14 protein-coding genes are annotated in these 14,450 nt (G+C 67.6%); 11 read left to right on the top strand and 3 right to left on the bottom strand.

The genetic code is table 11. From position 1 onward, the window contains the following. Positions 1-30: 30 nt before the first annotated feature. The gene (locus KH389_RS12005; protein WP_054914416.1) at positions 31-903 is read right to left on the bottom strand and encodes an alpha/beta fold hydrolase; all 873 of its coding nucleotides are present in this window, start codon (positions 901-903) and stop codon (positions 31-33) included. Between the two features lie 18 nt (positions 904-921). Continuing rightward, entirely contained in the window at positions 922-1,542 is a 621-nt protein-coding gene (locus KH389_RS12000; protein ID WP_043860230.1) for a LysE family translocator, read from the bottom strand. Between the two features lie 188 nt (positions 1,543-1,730). On the opposite strand from KH389_RS12000, the gene KH389_RS11995 reads away from it, so the two are divergent. Then, a complete protein-coding gene (locus KH389_RS11995; protein WP_043860231.1) occupies positions 1,731-2,210 on the top strand; it encodes a GNAT family N-acetyltransferase in 480 nt (159 codons plus the stop codon). A gap of 9 nt (positions 2,211-2,219) precedes the next feature. Next, complete coding sequence (locus KH389_RS11990; RefSeq protein ID WP_213607398.1) at positions 2,220-2,594, top strand: DUF2784 domain-containing protein; 375 nt, start codon at positions 2,220-2,222, stop codon at positions 2,592-2,594. Positions 2,595-2,674: 80 nt separating this feature from the next. Here KH389_RS11990 and KH389_RS11985 read toward each other — a convergent pair whose 3' ends face one another. Continuing rightward, positions 2,675-3,649 (bottom strand): bile acid:sodium symporter family protein, encoded by a 975-nt coding sequence (locus KH389_RS11985; protein ID WP_043860233.1) that lies wholly within the window; start codon positions 3,647-3,649, stop codon positions 2,675-2,677. Positions 3,650-3,728: 79 nt separating this feature from the next. Here KH389_RS11985 and KH389_RS11980 point away from each other — a divergent pair, with 79 nt between their 5' ends. The 9 genes from KH389_RS11980 (at position 3,729) to KH389_RS11940 (ending at position 14,447) form a co-directional block, all read left to right on the top strand. After that, on the top strand, positions 3,729-4,535 hold the full coding sequence (locus KH389_RS11980) for an AraC family transcriptional regulator (protein ID WP_213607397.1): 807 nt from the start codon (positions 3,729-3,731) through the stop codon (positions 4,533-4,535). 20 nt (positions 4,536-4,555) lie between these two features. Beyond that, positions 4,556-5,692: a class C beta-lactamase gene (gene ampC, locus KH389_RS11975; RefSeq protein WP_373870427.1), complete on the top strand. Its 1,137-nt coding sequence runs from the start codon at positions 4,556-4,558 to the stop codon at positions 5,690-5,692. A gap of 2 nt (positions 5,693-5,694) precedes the next feature. Further along, positions 5,695-6,357 carry a hypothetical protein gene (locus KH389_RS11970; protein WP_043860235.1) on the top strand — a complete coding sequence of 221 codons (663 nt, stop codon included), beginning with the start codon at positions 5,695-5,697 and terminating at the stop codon, positions 6,355-6,357. Positions 6,358-6,444: 87 nt separating this feature from the next. Continuing rightward, positions 6,445-7,779, top strand: coding sequence for a cation:proton antiporter (locus tag KH389_RS11965; protein WP_043860236.1), 1,335 nt, complete (start codon positions 6,445-6,447; stop codon positions 7,777-7,779). Between the two features lie 143 nt (positions 7,780-7,922). Next, positions 7,923-8,969 (top strand): class I SAM-dependent methyltransferase, encoded by a 1,047-nt coding sequence (locus KH389_RS11960; RefSeq protein ID WP_213607396.1) that lies wholly within the window; start codon positions 7,923-7,925, stop codon positions 8,967-8,969. Positions 8,970-9,158: 189 nt separating this feature from the next. Beyond that, positions 9,159-9,815 (top strand): ABC transporter ATP-binding protein, encoded by a 657-nt coding sequence (locus KH389_RS11955; protein ID WP_213607519.1) that lies wholly within the window; start codon positions 9,159-9,161, stop codon positions 9,813-9,815. Then, entirely contained in the window at positions 9,812-12,268 is a 2,457-nt protein-coding gene (locus tag KH389_RS11950) for an FtsX-like permease family protein (RefSeq protein ID WP_078481257.1), read from the top strand. Before KH389_RS11955 ends, KH389_RS11950 begins: the two co-directional genes overlap by 4 nt. After that, positions 12,258-13,337 carry a lipocalin-like domain-containing protein gene (locus KH389_RS11945; RefSeq protein WP_213607395.1) on the top strand — a complete coding sequence of 360 codons (1,080 nt, stop codon included), beginning with the start codon at positions 12,258-12,260 and terminating at the stop codon, positions 13,335-13,337. Before KH389_RS11950 ends, KH389_RS11945 begins: the two co-directional genes overlap by 11 nt. A gap of 57 nt (positions 13,338-13,394) precedes the next feature. Continuing rightward, positions 13,395-14,447, top strand: a complete 1,053-nt coding sequence (locus KH389_RS11940; protein WP_054914409.1) for a permease — start codon at positions 13,395-13,397, stop codon at positions 14,445-14,447. The last annotated feature ends 3 nt before the right edge of the window (positions 14,448-14,450 follow it).

Below are 14,450 nucleotides of genomic sequence, written 5' to 3'. Positions count from 1 at the left end.
AGTATTCGTCGCGAAATGGACAACCTGCCATCAGCCCAGCAGGTAGGTTTGCACCTCGTTCGCACAGGCCTGCGGATCTTCCTGCATGAAGCAGTGCCCGCCGGGCACCTCGCGCAGCTCGACCCTTGGGTTCAGACGGGCCCAGCGCGCCAGCGACACGGGTACGAAGGGATAGGTGGTGATGCCATGCAGCACCCGTGCGGGTGTCTGCACCTGGGCCAGGGCAGCCCACAGCCCGCGAGGGAACGAACTGAACACGTCCACTTCGCGCGCAGGCCGGCACTTGAGCACTACCCCTTCGCCGCAGTCGCCGATGGCGTGGTCCACATAGGCCTGCAGCGCCTCGTCGTGCCAGCCCTTGAAAATGCCGCGCCCGTGCAGCGCGGCGTAGGCCGCCTCGCGGTCGGGCCAGTGGCTGCGCCGGGTGGCGGCCTTGCGTGCCAGGCCGTGGCGACGGTGCATGCCGAACAGCGTGGCCACGCTCATCACCCCCAGCATCGAGCGGCTGAACACCACAGGGTCAAGCAATACCGCCCGCTGAAACAGGCCCGGTTCCAGCGCCAGCATCAAGCCGGTCAGCACCCCGCCGAAACTGTGGCCCATGGCAAAGCACGCCACCTGCCCGTATTCGCCGCGGCCTGCCTGGAAGGCCTCGATCGCCAGCGCGGCGCTGCGGTTCCAGCCCACGAAGGCGCCGCCATGATCGCTGTCGCCATGGCCCTGCACATCGCACAGCCACAGGTCGAAATGCTCGGCCAGGCGCTCCAGCAACGGCTGGTAGGCCAGGCAGCAGAACCCGGTGCCGTGGATGAAATGCAGCAGCGGCTTGCCGCTGGCGGGTGAGCGCCAGCCGCGCAGGGTGAAGTGTTCGGCGCAGTCATGCGACCAGGGGATCAGTTCCATCGGGACTCGCTGTGGGGGTTACACAAAACCGGATTCTACAAACAGCAGTGGATACAGCGATAGCACCAGCAGCGCGGCCATCAGCCAATTGAACAGCTTGAGCCAGCGTGGGTCCTGCAGCACGGTGCGCAGCGCGCTGCCGAACATCACCCACACGCACACGCTGGGCAGGTTGACCACGGCGAACACCGCGGCGATCACGATCACGTTGGTCAGGTAGCCCTGGCTGGGTGCATAGGTGGTGATGGCGCCCACGGCCATGACCCAGGCCTTGGGGTTGACCCACTGGAAGGCTGCCGCGCCCCAGAAACCCAGGGGCTTGCGCGTGCCGGGCTCGGCGCTGGTCAGCGGGCCGGAATTGGCGATCTTCCAGGCCAGGTACAGCAGGTAGCTGGCGCCCACGTAGCGCAGCACGCCGTAGGCCAGCGGATAGGCCTTGAACAGCTCGCCCAGGCCAAGGCCCACCGCCAGTACCAGCACCATGAAGCCGATACTGATGCCCAGCGCGTGGGGAATGGTGCGACGCACACCGAAGTTCACGCCGGAGGCCAGCAACATGGTGTTGTTGGGGCCGGGGGTGATCGAGGAGACGAAGGCGAACAGCACGAAGGCCATCAGCAGGTTGAGCGAGGTGAGCATGGCGGGTGTCCGGCAGTGTGTTGTTGTGAAGTGACACTAACCAAGTCGGTGCGCAGCGCTGCGATACAGTTGGGGGCAATTGTGGCACTACACTTGGCGAGCCCTCACCACCCTCCAGGCTTCCCGTGCCCTCGACGGGCAATTGCCTTAGGATAACCCTCCTCGATTTCCGGAACAGAAGCCCCGCCATGCCCGTACATATCCGCCCCGCGCGCGTCGAAGACGCCAGCCAGATTCTCACCTTCATCACCGAGCTTGCCGAGTACGAGCGTGCCCGCCACGAGGTGATCGCCACGGTCGCCGATATCGAGCGCACGCTGTTCGGCGAAGGCAGCAGCACCCAGGCGCTGATCTGCGAGCGTGACGGCCAGGCCATCGGCTTTGCGGTGTACTTCTTCAGTTATTCGACCTGGCTCGGCACCCAGGGCATCTACCTCGAAGACCTGTACGTCACGCCCCAGGCCCGCGGCACGGGTGCGGGCAAGGCATTGCTGCGCCACCTGGCGCAGGAGGCCTGTGCCAAGGGCTGCGGACGCCTGGAGTGGAGCGTGCTGGACTGGAACGAACCGGCCATCCAGTTCTACAAGTCCATCGGCGCGCAGCCGCAGGACGAGTGGGTGCGTTATCGCATGGAAGGTGAAACGCTGCGCAGCTTCGCCCAGGGTTGAGACCACGCCATGTTCTTTCGATTGGCCGCCGACGGGCTGGTACTGTTTCATCTGACGTTCATCGTGTTCGTGATGCTGGGCGGGTTGCTGGTGCTCAGGTGGCCGCGGCTGTGCTGTCTGCACCTGCCGGCCGTGACCTGGGGCGTGCTGGTGGAGGTGCTGCACCTGCCCTGCCCGCTGACCGAATGGGAAAACCGCCTGCGTGCAGCGGCGGGTGACACCGGCTACCCCGACAGTTTTGTGGAGCATTACCTGATACCGCTGATCTACCCGGCCAAGCTGACGGCAGGCATCCAGCTGTGGCTGGGGGCATTGGTGTTCGTGGTGAATGCGGGGGTCTATGCGTGGTTGTGCTACTCGCGCAGGCGCCGTGCCTTGCGGTGAGTGCTCAGGCCGCTTCGCCGGCAAGGCCGGCTCCTACGGGAGCCTGCCTTGCCGGCGAAGTGGTCACCACAGCACCTGAATCAGGCGCTCACCTCCTCCCGCGCCGCATAGCGCTGGGCCAGCACCGCACACACCATCAGCTGGATCTGGTGGAACAGCATCAGCGGCAAAATCATCGCGCCAATCGCCCCCCCGGCAAACAGCACCTGGGCCATCGGCACACCGGTGGCCATGCTTTTCTTGGAGCCGGCAAACAGGATGGTGATGCGGTCTTCCACGTTGAACCCCAGCCGCTTGCCCAGCAACTGCGTGCACCACAGCACCACCGCCAGCAACACGCAGCACACCAGCGCCAGCCCCAGCAGCCGCACCAGCGGCACCGACTGCCACAACCCGCTGATCACCGCGTCGCTGAACGCGGTATACACCACCAGCAGGATCGAGCCCTGGTCGACGGTCTTCAGCCAGCGTGCATTGCGCGCCACCCAGGCGCCGATCCAGCGCCGCGCCAGTTGCCCGGCCACGAACGGCACCAGCAGTTGCAGCACGATCTTCAACACCGCATCGAGGTTGGACCCGGTATCGCCCTGCACGCCCATCAGCACCATCACCAGCAGCGGCGTCAGCACGATGCCCAGCAGGCTGGAGGCCGCCGCGCTGCAGATCGCCGCCGGGATGTTGCCCCGCGCCAGCGAGGTGAAGGCAATCGCCGACTGCACGGTGGCCGGCAATGCGCACAGGTACAGCACGCCCAAGTACAGCTCGTCGCCCACCAGCGGCAGGAACAGCGGCTTGAACAGCATGCCCAGCAGCGGAAACATCACGAAGGTGCAGCCAAAAACCAGCAGGTGCAGGCGCCAGTGCCCTGCCCCGGCCGCCACCGCCTCGCGCGACAGCTTGGCGCCGTGCAGAAAGAACAGCAGCCCGATGGCCAGGTTGGTCAGCCAGCCAAACACCACCGCGCCCTGGCCCTCGCAGGGCAGCAAGGTGGCCAGTGCAATCACGCCGAGCAGGGCCAGGGTGAAATTGTCGAACAGCAACCGCAGGTGTTTCATGTCACGTCCTGTCTTGTTATTGGGATGGCGCAGACGGTAAGGTTTCTTTTCTTTTCCGACTAACGACAGAACCCCAAGAGTGTCGCCCAAAGGACAATCCCACGCCCCGCGCATCCCGCCCCTGAGCGAGCTCAAGGTACTGCCGCGCCCGCTGTACGGGCAGGCGCAGTCGCTGGCCAACATCGCCCTGGGCTTTCGCCACAAGCATGCCTGGGGGCAACTGTCGTATGCGGCCCAGGGCGTGCTGCATGTGCACACCGGCGCCGGACGCTACGTGGTGCCGCCGCAGCGCGCGGTGTGGATCCCGGCGCATACCCCCCATCAGGTCAGCTGCGCCGACGACACCTGCATCCGCAGCCTGTACATCGAGCACAGCGTGTGGCCGGGTACCCAGTGCCGGGTGATCGGCGTGAATGCCTTGCTGCGCGAGCTGATCCGCACCTTCAGCGGCCTGCCGGTGGCCTACGACACCGAGGGCGCAGACGGGCGCCTGGTCGCCGTGCTGCTCGACCAGCTGGCCAGCGCCCCGCAGGAAGACCTGATTCTGCCGCTGCCCCAGGACACCCGCCTGCGTGCACTGTGCCGGCGTCTGCAGGCACACCCCGAGGACAGCACCGGGCTGGCAGCCTGGAGCCTGAAGTACGGCGTTTCGGAAAAGACCCTGAGCCGGTTGTTTCTGCGTGACACCGGCATGACCTTTCGCACCTGGCGCCAGCGCATGCGCCTGCTCAGTGCGCTGCCAGCACTCAGCCGCGGCGAGCGCGTCACCGACGTGGCCCTGGCCTGCGGCTACGAATCGCTGTCGGCCTTTATCGCCGCCTTTGGCAAACAGTTCGGCCTGTCACCGGGCGAATTCCTCCAGACCCACCGGAAACCCATTACGTGAACCTGTTCAAACCGCACCACCTGCTGAGCGCCCTGCTGCTGGCCAGCCCTGCCGCCTGGGCCGCCACCGTGCCTGACAACCTCGACAACCTGGTAGAGGCCGCCAGCCAGGCCGTGATGCAGGAGCACGCGATACCCGGCATGGCCGTGGCCCTGACAGTCAATGGCCAGCACCACTACTACGACTTCGGTGTGGCCTCGCGCGACAGCGGCCAGGCCGTCGACCGCGACACCCTGTTCGAACTGGGCTCGATCAGCAAGACCTTCAACGTCACCCTGGCGGCCTATGCACAGGCCACCGGCAAGCTGAAGCTGACCGACAGCCCGGCCAGCTACCTGCCCGAACTGCGCGGCCGGGCCCTGGAAAACACCACCCTGCTGAACCTGGCGACCCACACCGCCGGCGGCTTCCCGCTGCAGTTGCCAGACAGCGTGCACGACAACGGGCAACTGATGCGCTACTTCAAGCACTGGACCCCGAGCTACCCGGCAGGCACCCGGCGTACCTATGCCAACCCGAGCATCGGCCTGCTCGGGGTGATCAGCGCCCGCCAACTGGACATGAGCTACCGGTCCGCCCTGCAGGACCTGCTGTTTCCGGCGCTGGGCCTGAACAACACCCATCTGCAGGTACCTGCCAACTGGCAGCGTATGTACGCCCAGGGCTATACCCGCGACAACGTGCCCGCCCGGCTGAGCCCTGCGGTGCTGGCCGACGAAGCCTACGGGGTGAAGTCCAGCAGTGACGACATGCTGCGCTTCGTCGAGGCGAACATGGGCCTGGAGAAACTCGATACGCCCCTCAAGCAGGCCATTGCCGCCACCCATACCGGCTACTACCAGGTGGGCCCCATGACCCAGGACCTGATCTGGGAACAGTACCCCTACCCGGTCGCATTGCAGACCCTGCTCGACGGCAATGCCAGCCGCATGGCCCTTGAAACCCTCGACGTCACGCCGCTGCAACCCCCGCTGGCCCCGCAGCAGGCGGTGTGGATCAACAAGACCGGCTCCACCAACGGCTTTGGCAGCTACGTGGCGTTCGTGCCCTCGCAGCGGATCGGCATCGTGATCCTGGCCAACAAGAACTACCCCAACGAAGCGCGGGTGAAGCTGGCCTACCAGATCCTCGGCGCCTTGAACGAAGGTAGCCACTGACCGTGAGCAAACCGGTACGCGACACCCTCAAGCTGCTGTTGCTGCTGGCCGGGCTGTGGGGCTTCGCGCGCCTGCCGCCGAGCCTCGGCGCGAACCTGATACTGGTCGGCGGGCTGGCGGCCGGCGGCATCTATGCGCTGCTGAACCTGTCGCGCCTCTTCGCCTTTCTCAGCTACTGGCCAGGGTCGTTGCTGTACAGCGTGGTCGTGGTGTACCTGTGCAAGCTGTCTGCGCAACGGATGCTCAATGCGCGCTTTGGCATCGAGGTGGACTACCTGGACAACGCGGCGGTGGTATATGGGGCGCTCTATTCCATCCCGTTCTCGCTGATGCTGCTGGGGGTCTACCTGCTGTTGCCCCAGTGGCTGCGCAGGGCGGCTGGCAGACTACGCCCCGGCGCCGCGCCGGCCCCGGCGCAGAAAGTGCCGACGTTCGAACCCTTCTTTGCCGCGGCCCTGGTCTGTTGTGCGGGGTTTGCCCTGCAGCAGCTTGACGAGGGCCTGGAGTACGCCCTGATCGTAGATGCCATGCCCGCCTCCAACTGCGGCCCGGTCGACGCGGGCACTGCGTGGCTGCGCAAGAACCACAGCCAGTGCTACAGGCTGCAGGGCAACCCGTTCACCGGCACCTTCAGCCTGCAGCAGGTCGACAGCCCGGCGCCCTGATGCTGCGTGCAGTGAACCTCTGCCGCACCGCGCCCCTCGAATGCTCAGGGGCCAGCGCTGGCCCGACCCCATGCGACGGTGCCTTCGATGAGTTTTACCCTGTGGATCGCCGTGTTCGGCGCCGTGTTGCTGATCCTGGCCCTGACCTCCTCGTACCTGCGCTGGATGCCGGTGACCACCTCCGCCGTGTGCCTGCTGCTGGGCATCGGCATCGGCCCGCTGGGGCTGGGCCTGTTGCACCTGGACCTGGACCACGCCGCCGGCTGGCTCAAGCACCTGACCGAAGTCGCGTTGCTGTTCTCGCTGTTCATCAGTGGCCTGAAGCTGCGCCTGCCGCTGCGCAGCCGTGTCTGGCGGGTGGCATTCGGCCTGGCCGGCCCGGTGATGCTGCTGAGCATCGGTGGCTTCAGCGTGGTGCTGCACTACCTGGGTGACATGGCGTGGGCGCCGGCCCTGCTGATCGGCGCCATCCTTGCGCCCACCGACCCGGTGCTGGCAGCGCTGGTGCAGGTCAACGATGCGCAGGACCACGACCCGCTGCGCTTCGGCCTGTCGGGCGAGGCCGGGCTCAACGACGGCGTGGCCTTTCCCTTCGTGCTGCTGGGCTTGCTGCTGGTGCAGGGCCAGGCCGTCGACGGCTCGGCGCTGTTCACCTGGTTGTGGCGCGACCTGCTGTGGGCGATGCCGGTGGGGTTGCTGGTGGGCTACTGGATGGGCAAGTTGCTGGGGCGCCTGACCCTGACCCTGCGCATCAGCCATGCCGACAGCACGCTCACCCCCAACGACTACCTGGCACTGGCGCTGATTGCACTGGCGTATGTGGTGGCCGACACCCTGCACGCCTATGGGTTTCTGGCGGTGTTTGCCGCCGGGCTGGGGCTGCGCCAGGCCGAGGTGAGCTTCACCGGCGGTTCGCAGACCCCGTCCGAGCACCTGGCGCAACCGGTGGCCGGGCACCTGGAAGCCGCGCCGGAGAATGCGGTGCATGGCGACCTGGACAACCTCGAAGACACCCAGGTGGCGGCCGGGGTGATGATGGGCGACATGCTTGCCTTCGGCAGCCTGGTGGAGCGGGTGATGGAAGTGTTTCTGGTGACCGTGCTCGGCGTGGCGCTGGCCAGCCACTGGGACTGGCGCGCACTGGGCTTTGGCCTGGCGTTGTTCTGCGTGGTGCGCCCGTTGAGCGTGTTGCTGATGCCTTGGGGCAGCCTGCTCGACTTGCGCCAGCGGCTGATGGTCGGCTGGTTCGGCATTCGTGGCATCGGCAGCCTGTTCTACCTGTTCTACGCCCTGAGCCACGGCCTGGGCGGCACGCTTTCGGCGCAGTGCCTGAACATCACGCTGTCGGTGGTGGCGTTGAGCATCGTGGTGCATGGCCTGAGCACGCAACCGATGCTGAACTACTACGGGCGGCGCGGCTGACCGCCCCTGCTGGCGAAATACCCTTCGCACTTGACCTGCTGCCCCCCTGAACTAGAGTCAAAGGCTGCCCATCAAGGACAGATGGCTGCAGATAGGCGACGTTATCTGCGCGTTCAAGGATGCCAACTAATGGAGTAGTGGCAATGAGCAAACCTGCATCGACCCCTTTCATCCATACCCTTATCAACGACCTCGGCGCTGCCGCGATGTTGCCCAACATCATGCTCGGCGAAGAACTGGGCCTGTACCGGGCCATGGCCGACGGCCAGCCGGTGACCGCCCAGACCCTGGCCACACGCACTGGCTGCAATGCCCGCCTACTTCGCGAATGGCTCAACGCCCATGCCGCCTCTGGCTACATGCAGCACAACGACGAACATTTCAGCCTTGACGAGCAGCAGGCCCAGGCCCTGGCCCATGAGGACTCCGCCACCTACATTGCTGGCGGCACCCAGGCCATCGCCTCGATGGTGCTCGACAAGGACAAGCTGGTGGCGGCGATGCGCGGCGACGGTGGCCTGGCATGGGGCGACCATCATGCGTGCATGTTCGGTGGCGTCGAGCGCCTGTTCCGGCCTGGCTACCGCAACCATCTGGTGGGCAGCTGGCTGCCGGCACTGGAGGGTGTGGTGGACAAGTTGCACGCCGGGGCCCTGGTGGCAGACATCGGGTGTGGTCTTGGCACCTCGACGCTGCTCATGGCCGAGGCCTTTGCGGCTTCGCATTTCGACGGCATCGACTACCACGCGCCCTCGGTGGCCACTGCCGTCCAACGGGCCAGGGACAGCGGCCTGACCGAACGGGTGCGCTTCACCCAGGCCAGCGCCAAGGACTACCCTGGCCGCGATTATGACCTGGTGTGCTTCTTCGACTGCCTGCATGACCTGGGCGACCCGGTGGGTGCGGCCAGGCATGCCTGGCAGGCACTCAAGCCGGGGGGCACGCTGTTGCTGGTGGAGCCGTTTTCGAATGATCGGCTGGACGACAACCTCAACCCGGTGGGGCGTTTGTTCTATGCGGTATCGACGTTTCTGTGCACGCCCAATTCACTGTCGCAGGAGGTGGGTTTGGGGCTTGGCGCGCAGGCGGGTGAGGCGCGCATTCGGGGTGTGCTTGAAGCGGCGGGGTTCAGCCACATGCGCCGGGCGTGCGAGACGCCGTTCAACCTGATACTGGAGGCGCGCAAGTAGAGGCGACGCGGCAATCGGGTGTCGAGCCACCAGGGCTGACAACTGCGATCCTGCAGGCCAGGGTGCGTTGCAACCAATGTGGGAGCCGGCAAGGCCGGCTCCCACATTTTTAAAACCACCCTGGGCTGCAGGATCGCCATGGCACAACCCGATGTACCCACCTGCCCCAACCTGGCCTACCCTTCACCCATGCTCATCGTCGAAAACCTGCACAAGACCTTCACCACCGCCCAAGGCACCCTGCCGGTGCTGCGCGGTGTCGATCTGCACCTGCCCGCCGCCACCAGCCTGGCGCTGATGGGCGAGTCCGGCAGCGGCAAGAGCACGCTGCTGCACCTGATAGCCGGCCTCGAACGCCCCGACAGCGGGCGCATTCTGTTCGACGGCCAACCGCTACACACCCGCACCGAAGCCGGGCTCGCCCACTGGCGCCGACAAGGCATCGGCCTGGTGTTCCAGCAATACAACCTGATCAGCAGCCTGGACGTGGCCGCCAACCTGGCCTTCCAGGCGCGCCTGGCCGACCGTCATGACCCGGCCTGGGTCACCCACCTGGCCGAGCGCCTGGGCCTGGCGCCGCTGCTGCAACGCTACCCCGAGCAACTCTCCGGCGGGCAGCAGCAACGCCTGGCAATCGGCCGCGCACTGGCCTCGCGCCCCGCGCTGGTGCTGGCCGACGAACCCACCGGCAGCCTCGACGAAGCCAGCAGCGAAAACGTGCTCGACCTGCTGCTGGAGCTGGTCGGGGCAAGCAACAGCAGCCTGTTGATGGTCACCCACAGCGCCCACCTGGCCACCCGCCTGCACCAGCGCCTGACCCTGCACCTGGGCCGGGTACGCGCATGATCGGCCTGTGCCTGCAGGCGCTGCTCAGCCACTGGCGGCGCCACCCCCTGCAATGCGCCAGCATCCTCACCGGGCTGTGGCTGGCTACCACCCTGTGGGCCGGGGTCCAGGCGCTCAACCAGCAGGCCCGCGCCGACTACGCGCGGGCCAACGCGCTGCTGACCGGCGCAGCGCAGGCGCAGGTAAGCCCACGCCACGGCGAACGCTTCGACCAGCACGCCTACATTCAACTGCGCCGGGCCGGCTGGCCGGTGTCGCCGGTGCTCGAAGGCCGCCTGCGCTTTGCCGGCGCCGAACCGGTCAGCGTGAAGCTGCTGGGCATCGAGCCGCTGAGCCTGCCACCCGGCAGCGCCATCGCCGGCCAGGCCGCCCAACGCATCGACCCCGCCGCCTTCATCGGCCCACCGGGCCAGGCATGGATCGCACCCGACACCCTGCAGCGCCTTGGCCTGGCGCCCGGTGCCGAACCGCTGAGCGGCGACGGCCAGCGTCTGCCGCCGTTGCAGGTACAGGCGCAGCTGGCCCCGGGGGTAATGGTGGTCGACATCGGCCAGGCCCAACGCCTGCTGCAGGCACCGCAACAGCTCTCGCGACTGCTGATACCCGCCGGCTACACCCCGCCCGCGCTGCCCGAGGGCCTGAACGAGCTACTGGTGGTGCAGGCCGCCAGCGACACCGACGACCTGCAACGGCTGACCGAAAGCTTCCACCTCAACCTCACTGCGCTGGGCCTGCTGGCCTTCCTGGTGGGGCTGTTCATCGTGCATGCGGCCATCGGCCTGGCCCTGGAGCAGCGCCGCAGCCTGTTGCGCACCCTGCGTGCCTGCGGCGTGAGTGTGCGTGCGCTGGTGACTGCGCTGGCCATCGAACTGGGGCTGTTCGCGCTGCTGGCCGGGCTGGCCGGGGTGGCCTGCGGTTACCTGCTGGCCAGCCTGCTGCTGGGTGACGTGGCCGCCAGCCTGCGCGGCCTGTATGGCGCCCAGGTGGCCGGGCACCTGAGCCTGCCGCTGCACTGGTGGCTGAGCGGGCTGGCCATCAGCCTGCTCGGGGCAGCACTGGCCGGTGCCGGCAGCCTGCTGCGCGCCGCGCGCCTGCCGCTGCTGGCGCTGGCACAGCCCCAGGCCTGGCGCCAGGCGCAGGTGCGCTGGCTGCGACGCCAGGCACTGCTGGCGCTACTGCTGCTGGCCGTGGCCCTGGGGTGCTGGCGCTGGGGCGCGAGCCTGCCGGCGGCCTTCACCCTGCTGGCCGCCTTGCTGCTGGGCGCCGCGCTGATGCTGCCACTGCTGCTCGATGGCGCCCTGGCGCTGTTGCAGCGGCTGTGCCACCGGCCGCTGGCGCAGTGGTTCGTGGCCGACAGCCGCCAGCAACTGCCGGCCCTGGCACTGGCGCTGATGGCGTTGCTGCTGGCGCTGGCCGCCAGCGTCGGGGTGGGCAGCATGACGTCCGGGTTCCGCCAGACCTTTCTGGGCTGGCTCGATCAACGGCTGTCGGCCGAGCTCTACGTGACCCCGCATGACACCGCCCAGGGCCTGGCCATCGCGGCCTGGCTACCCACCCAGCCAGGGGTGCGCGCCGTGCTCGCGCAGTGGCGCACCGAAGTGCGCGTAGGCGGCGCCCCGGTGCAAGTGCAGGGGGTGATCGACCACCCGGCCTACGCGCAGCACTGGCCGCTGCTCGAACAGCGCAGCGAGGCGTGGCGCCAGTTGGCCAGCGGCGCCGGGGCGATGCTCAGCGAACAATTGGCGCGGCGCCTGGCGCTGGGCCTGGGCGATCGCCTGAGCTTGCCCGGCGCTGCACCCCTTGACGTGGTGGCCGTATACGCCGACTACGGCAACCCGCGCGGGCAGGTGCTGGTGAACGCCGACTGGCTGCGGCGCACCTGGCCCGAGGCCACGCTCAACACCCTCAACCTGCGCGTGGCGGGCGAGCAGGTGGCGACGCTCAAGGCCGCGCTGCAGCAACGCTATGCGCTGGACGGCACCCGGCTGGTGGACCAGCGCACCCTCAGGCGCTGGTCGGTGGAGGTGTTCGAGCGCACCTTCGCCGCCACCGCCGCACTCAACAGCCTGACCCTGGGCGTGGCCGGCGTGGCCCTGTTGATCAGCCTTTTGACCCTGGGCCAGAGCCGGCTCGGCCAGTTGGCGCCGCTATGGGCACTGGGCGTCAGGCGCCAGCACCTGGCCTGGCTGTCGCTGGGGCAGACGCTGCTGCTGGCCAGCCTGACCGTGCTGCTGGCAATTCCCCTGGGCCTGCTGCTGGCCTGGTGCCTGGTGGCGGTGGTCAACGTGCAGGCGTTCGGCTGGCGCCTGCCGTTGCAGGTGTTCCCTGGCCAGCTGCTGCAACTGGCGCTGCTGGGCCTGTTCACCGCCCTGCTCGCCGCCGCCGGGCCCCTGTGGCAACTGGCCCGCCGCCAGCCCGCCGAACTGCTGAGGCACTATGCCGATGGAACCTAGACACTGGGGCGTCCTGCTGCTGTGCCTGCTGCTGGGCGCCTGCGACCCCTCGCCACCGCCACCCGCCGGTTTTGCCGGCCTGGGCCAGGACGCCGCAGCATTTGCCCCGGTGGTGCGCGGCCGACCGTTGCAGTTCCCGCGTGACCACGGCGCCCATGCGGGGTATCGCATCGAATGGTGGTACGTGACCGCCAACCTGCGCGATGCACAGGACCGCGACTGGGGTGCGCAATGGACGCTGTTCCGTTCGGCGCTGCGCCCCGGCGCCGAACAGCCGGGCTGGGCCAGCCCCGCCGTATGGCTGGGGCACGCGGCGTTGAGCGGGCCGTTTGGCCATCAGTTCAGTGAAACGATGGCGCGTGGCGGTGTCGGCCAGGCGGACGTACAGGCGCAACCGTTCAAGGCCTGGATCGACGACTGGTCGCTGCAGGCGGTGGGCGGCCAAGGCATCGAGCAGTTGCAGATGCGCGCAGGCGGCAAGGGCTTCAGCTACGACCTGCAACTGAGCAGCCAGCAGCCCCTGGTGCTGCAGGGCGATCAGGGCTACAGCGAGAAGTCCGGCCAGGGCCAGGCGTCGTATTACTACAGCCAGCCGTTCTATACAGTGCGCGGTGAAGTACAGCACGAGGGCCGGCGCGTCGAGGTGACCGGCAACGCCTGGCTCGACCGCGAATGGAGCAGCCAGCCGCTGGCCCCCGACCAGCATGGTTGGGACTGGTTTTCGCTGCACCTGGACAACGGCACGCGGCTGATGCTGTTCCAGGTCCGTCAGGCCGATGCACAACCGTACCGGGCAGGCACCTGGATTGCCGCCGACGGCAGCAGCACCGCGCTCAACGGTGCGCAGATCGTGCTTGAGCCGCTGGCCCGCACCCAACTGGTCGACGGCCCGCAGGTGCCCACGCGCTGGCGGGTGCAGGTGCCCGACCGGCAGCTGGACATCGAGGTCGACGCCCTGGTGCCGCAGGCCTGGATGGGCACCCGCTTTCCCTACTGGGAAGGGCCGGTGAAGGTACAGGGCAGCACGGCCGGGCGTGGCTACCTGGAAATGACCGGCTATTCGCGCTGAGCGCCACCGACGCAGCGGCTATTCTTGCCTGAACGCCCCCTTGCCTGGAGTTGCACCATGCCTGGCCTGTCTACTTCCGCCCCCCGTGGCTGGACGCAGTGGTGCAAACCGCTGGCGTTCCTGCTGGTGGCCGCCATCGGCCTGTACTACGTGAAATGGTCGCCCTACTACGCCAAGTCGTTTGTTGCCGCCGACAGCCACAGCATCGGCGCCTCGATCCTGGACGATCACCAGTACGCACCGCTGACGGCAGCGCTGGCGTATGCCCAGGTGTATTTCCTGGCCATCTGGAAGGCGGCGCTGCTGGCGGTGATCCTCGGCTCGCTGGTTCAGGTGCTGATACCGCGGGACTGGCTGCTGCGCCTGTTCGGCAAGGCCGGGCTGGGCTCGACCCTGCGTGGCGGCCTGTTCGCCCTGCCGGGCATGATGTGCAGTTGCTGCGCGGCACCGGTGGCTGCCGGGCTGCGTCGGCAGAATGTGTCGGTAGGCGCGGCGCTGGCGTTCTGGATCGCCAACCCGGTGCTCAACCCGGCCACGCTGGTGTTCATGGGCTTCGTGCTGGGCTGGGAGTTCAGTGCCCTGCGCCTGGTGGCGGGTGTGGTACTGGTGGTGGGGGTGTCGCTGTTCGCCCAGCGCATCTCGCGCCCGGACGTACTGCCCGAACCCGCGGTGGACGCGGCCAATGTGGCCAGTACCCCGGTGCCCGGCAGCCTGCTGGCACGCTGGATGAAAACCCTGTGGCAGCTGTTCTGGACCACCATCCCGATCTATGTGCTGGCCGTGCTGGTACTGGGCGCGGCGCGGGTATGGCTGTTTCCGCATGTCGAGGGCGGCATGGGTTCAGGGCTGGTGTGGCTGGTACCGCTGGCGGTGGTCGGCACGCTGTTCGTGATCCCGACGGCGGCGGAAATCCCGATCGTGCAGACGCTGATGGCCCTGGGGCTGGGCACCGCGCCGGCGGTGGCATTGCTGATGACCTTGCCCAGCGTGAGCCTGCCGTCACTGCTGATGCTGCGCACCTCCTTCGATACGCGGGTACTGGTGTGGGTTGCGCTGCTGACGATGCTGGTGGGGGTGCTCAGCGGGCTGGTTGCGCTGCTGGTGCTCTAGGGC

This window comes from Pseudomonas qingdaonensis, assembly GCF_018398475.1.
Classification (GTDB): domain Bacteria; phylum Pseudomonadota; class Gammaproteobacteria; order Pseudomonadales; family Pseudomonadaceae; genus Aquipseudomonas; species Aquipseudomonas palmensis.
Note: the sequence above shows the minus strand (reverse complement) of the source record. Positions and strands in the feature narration are given on the sequence as shown.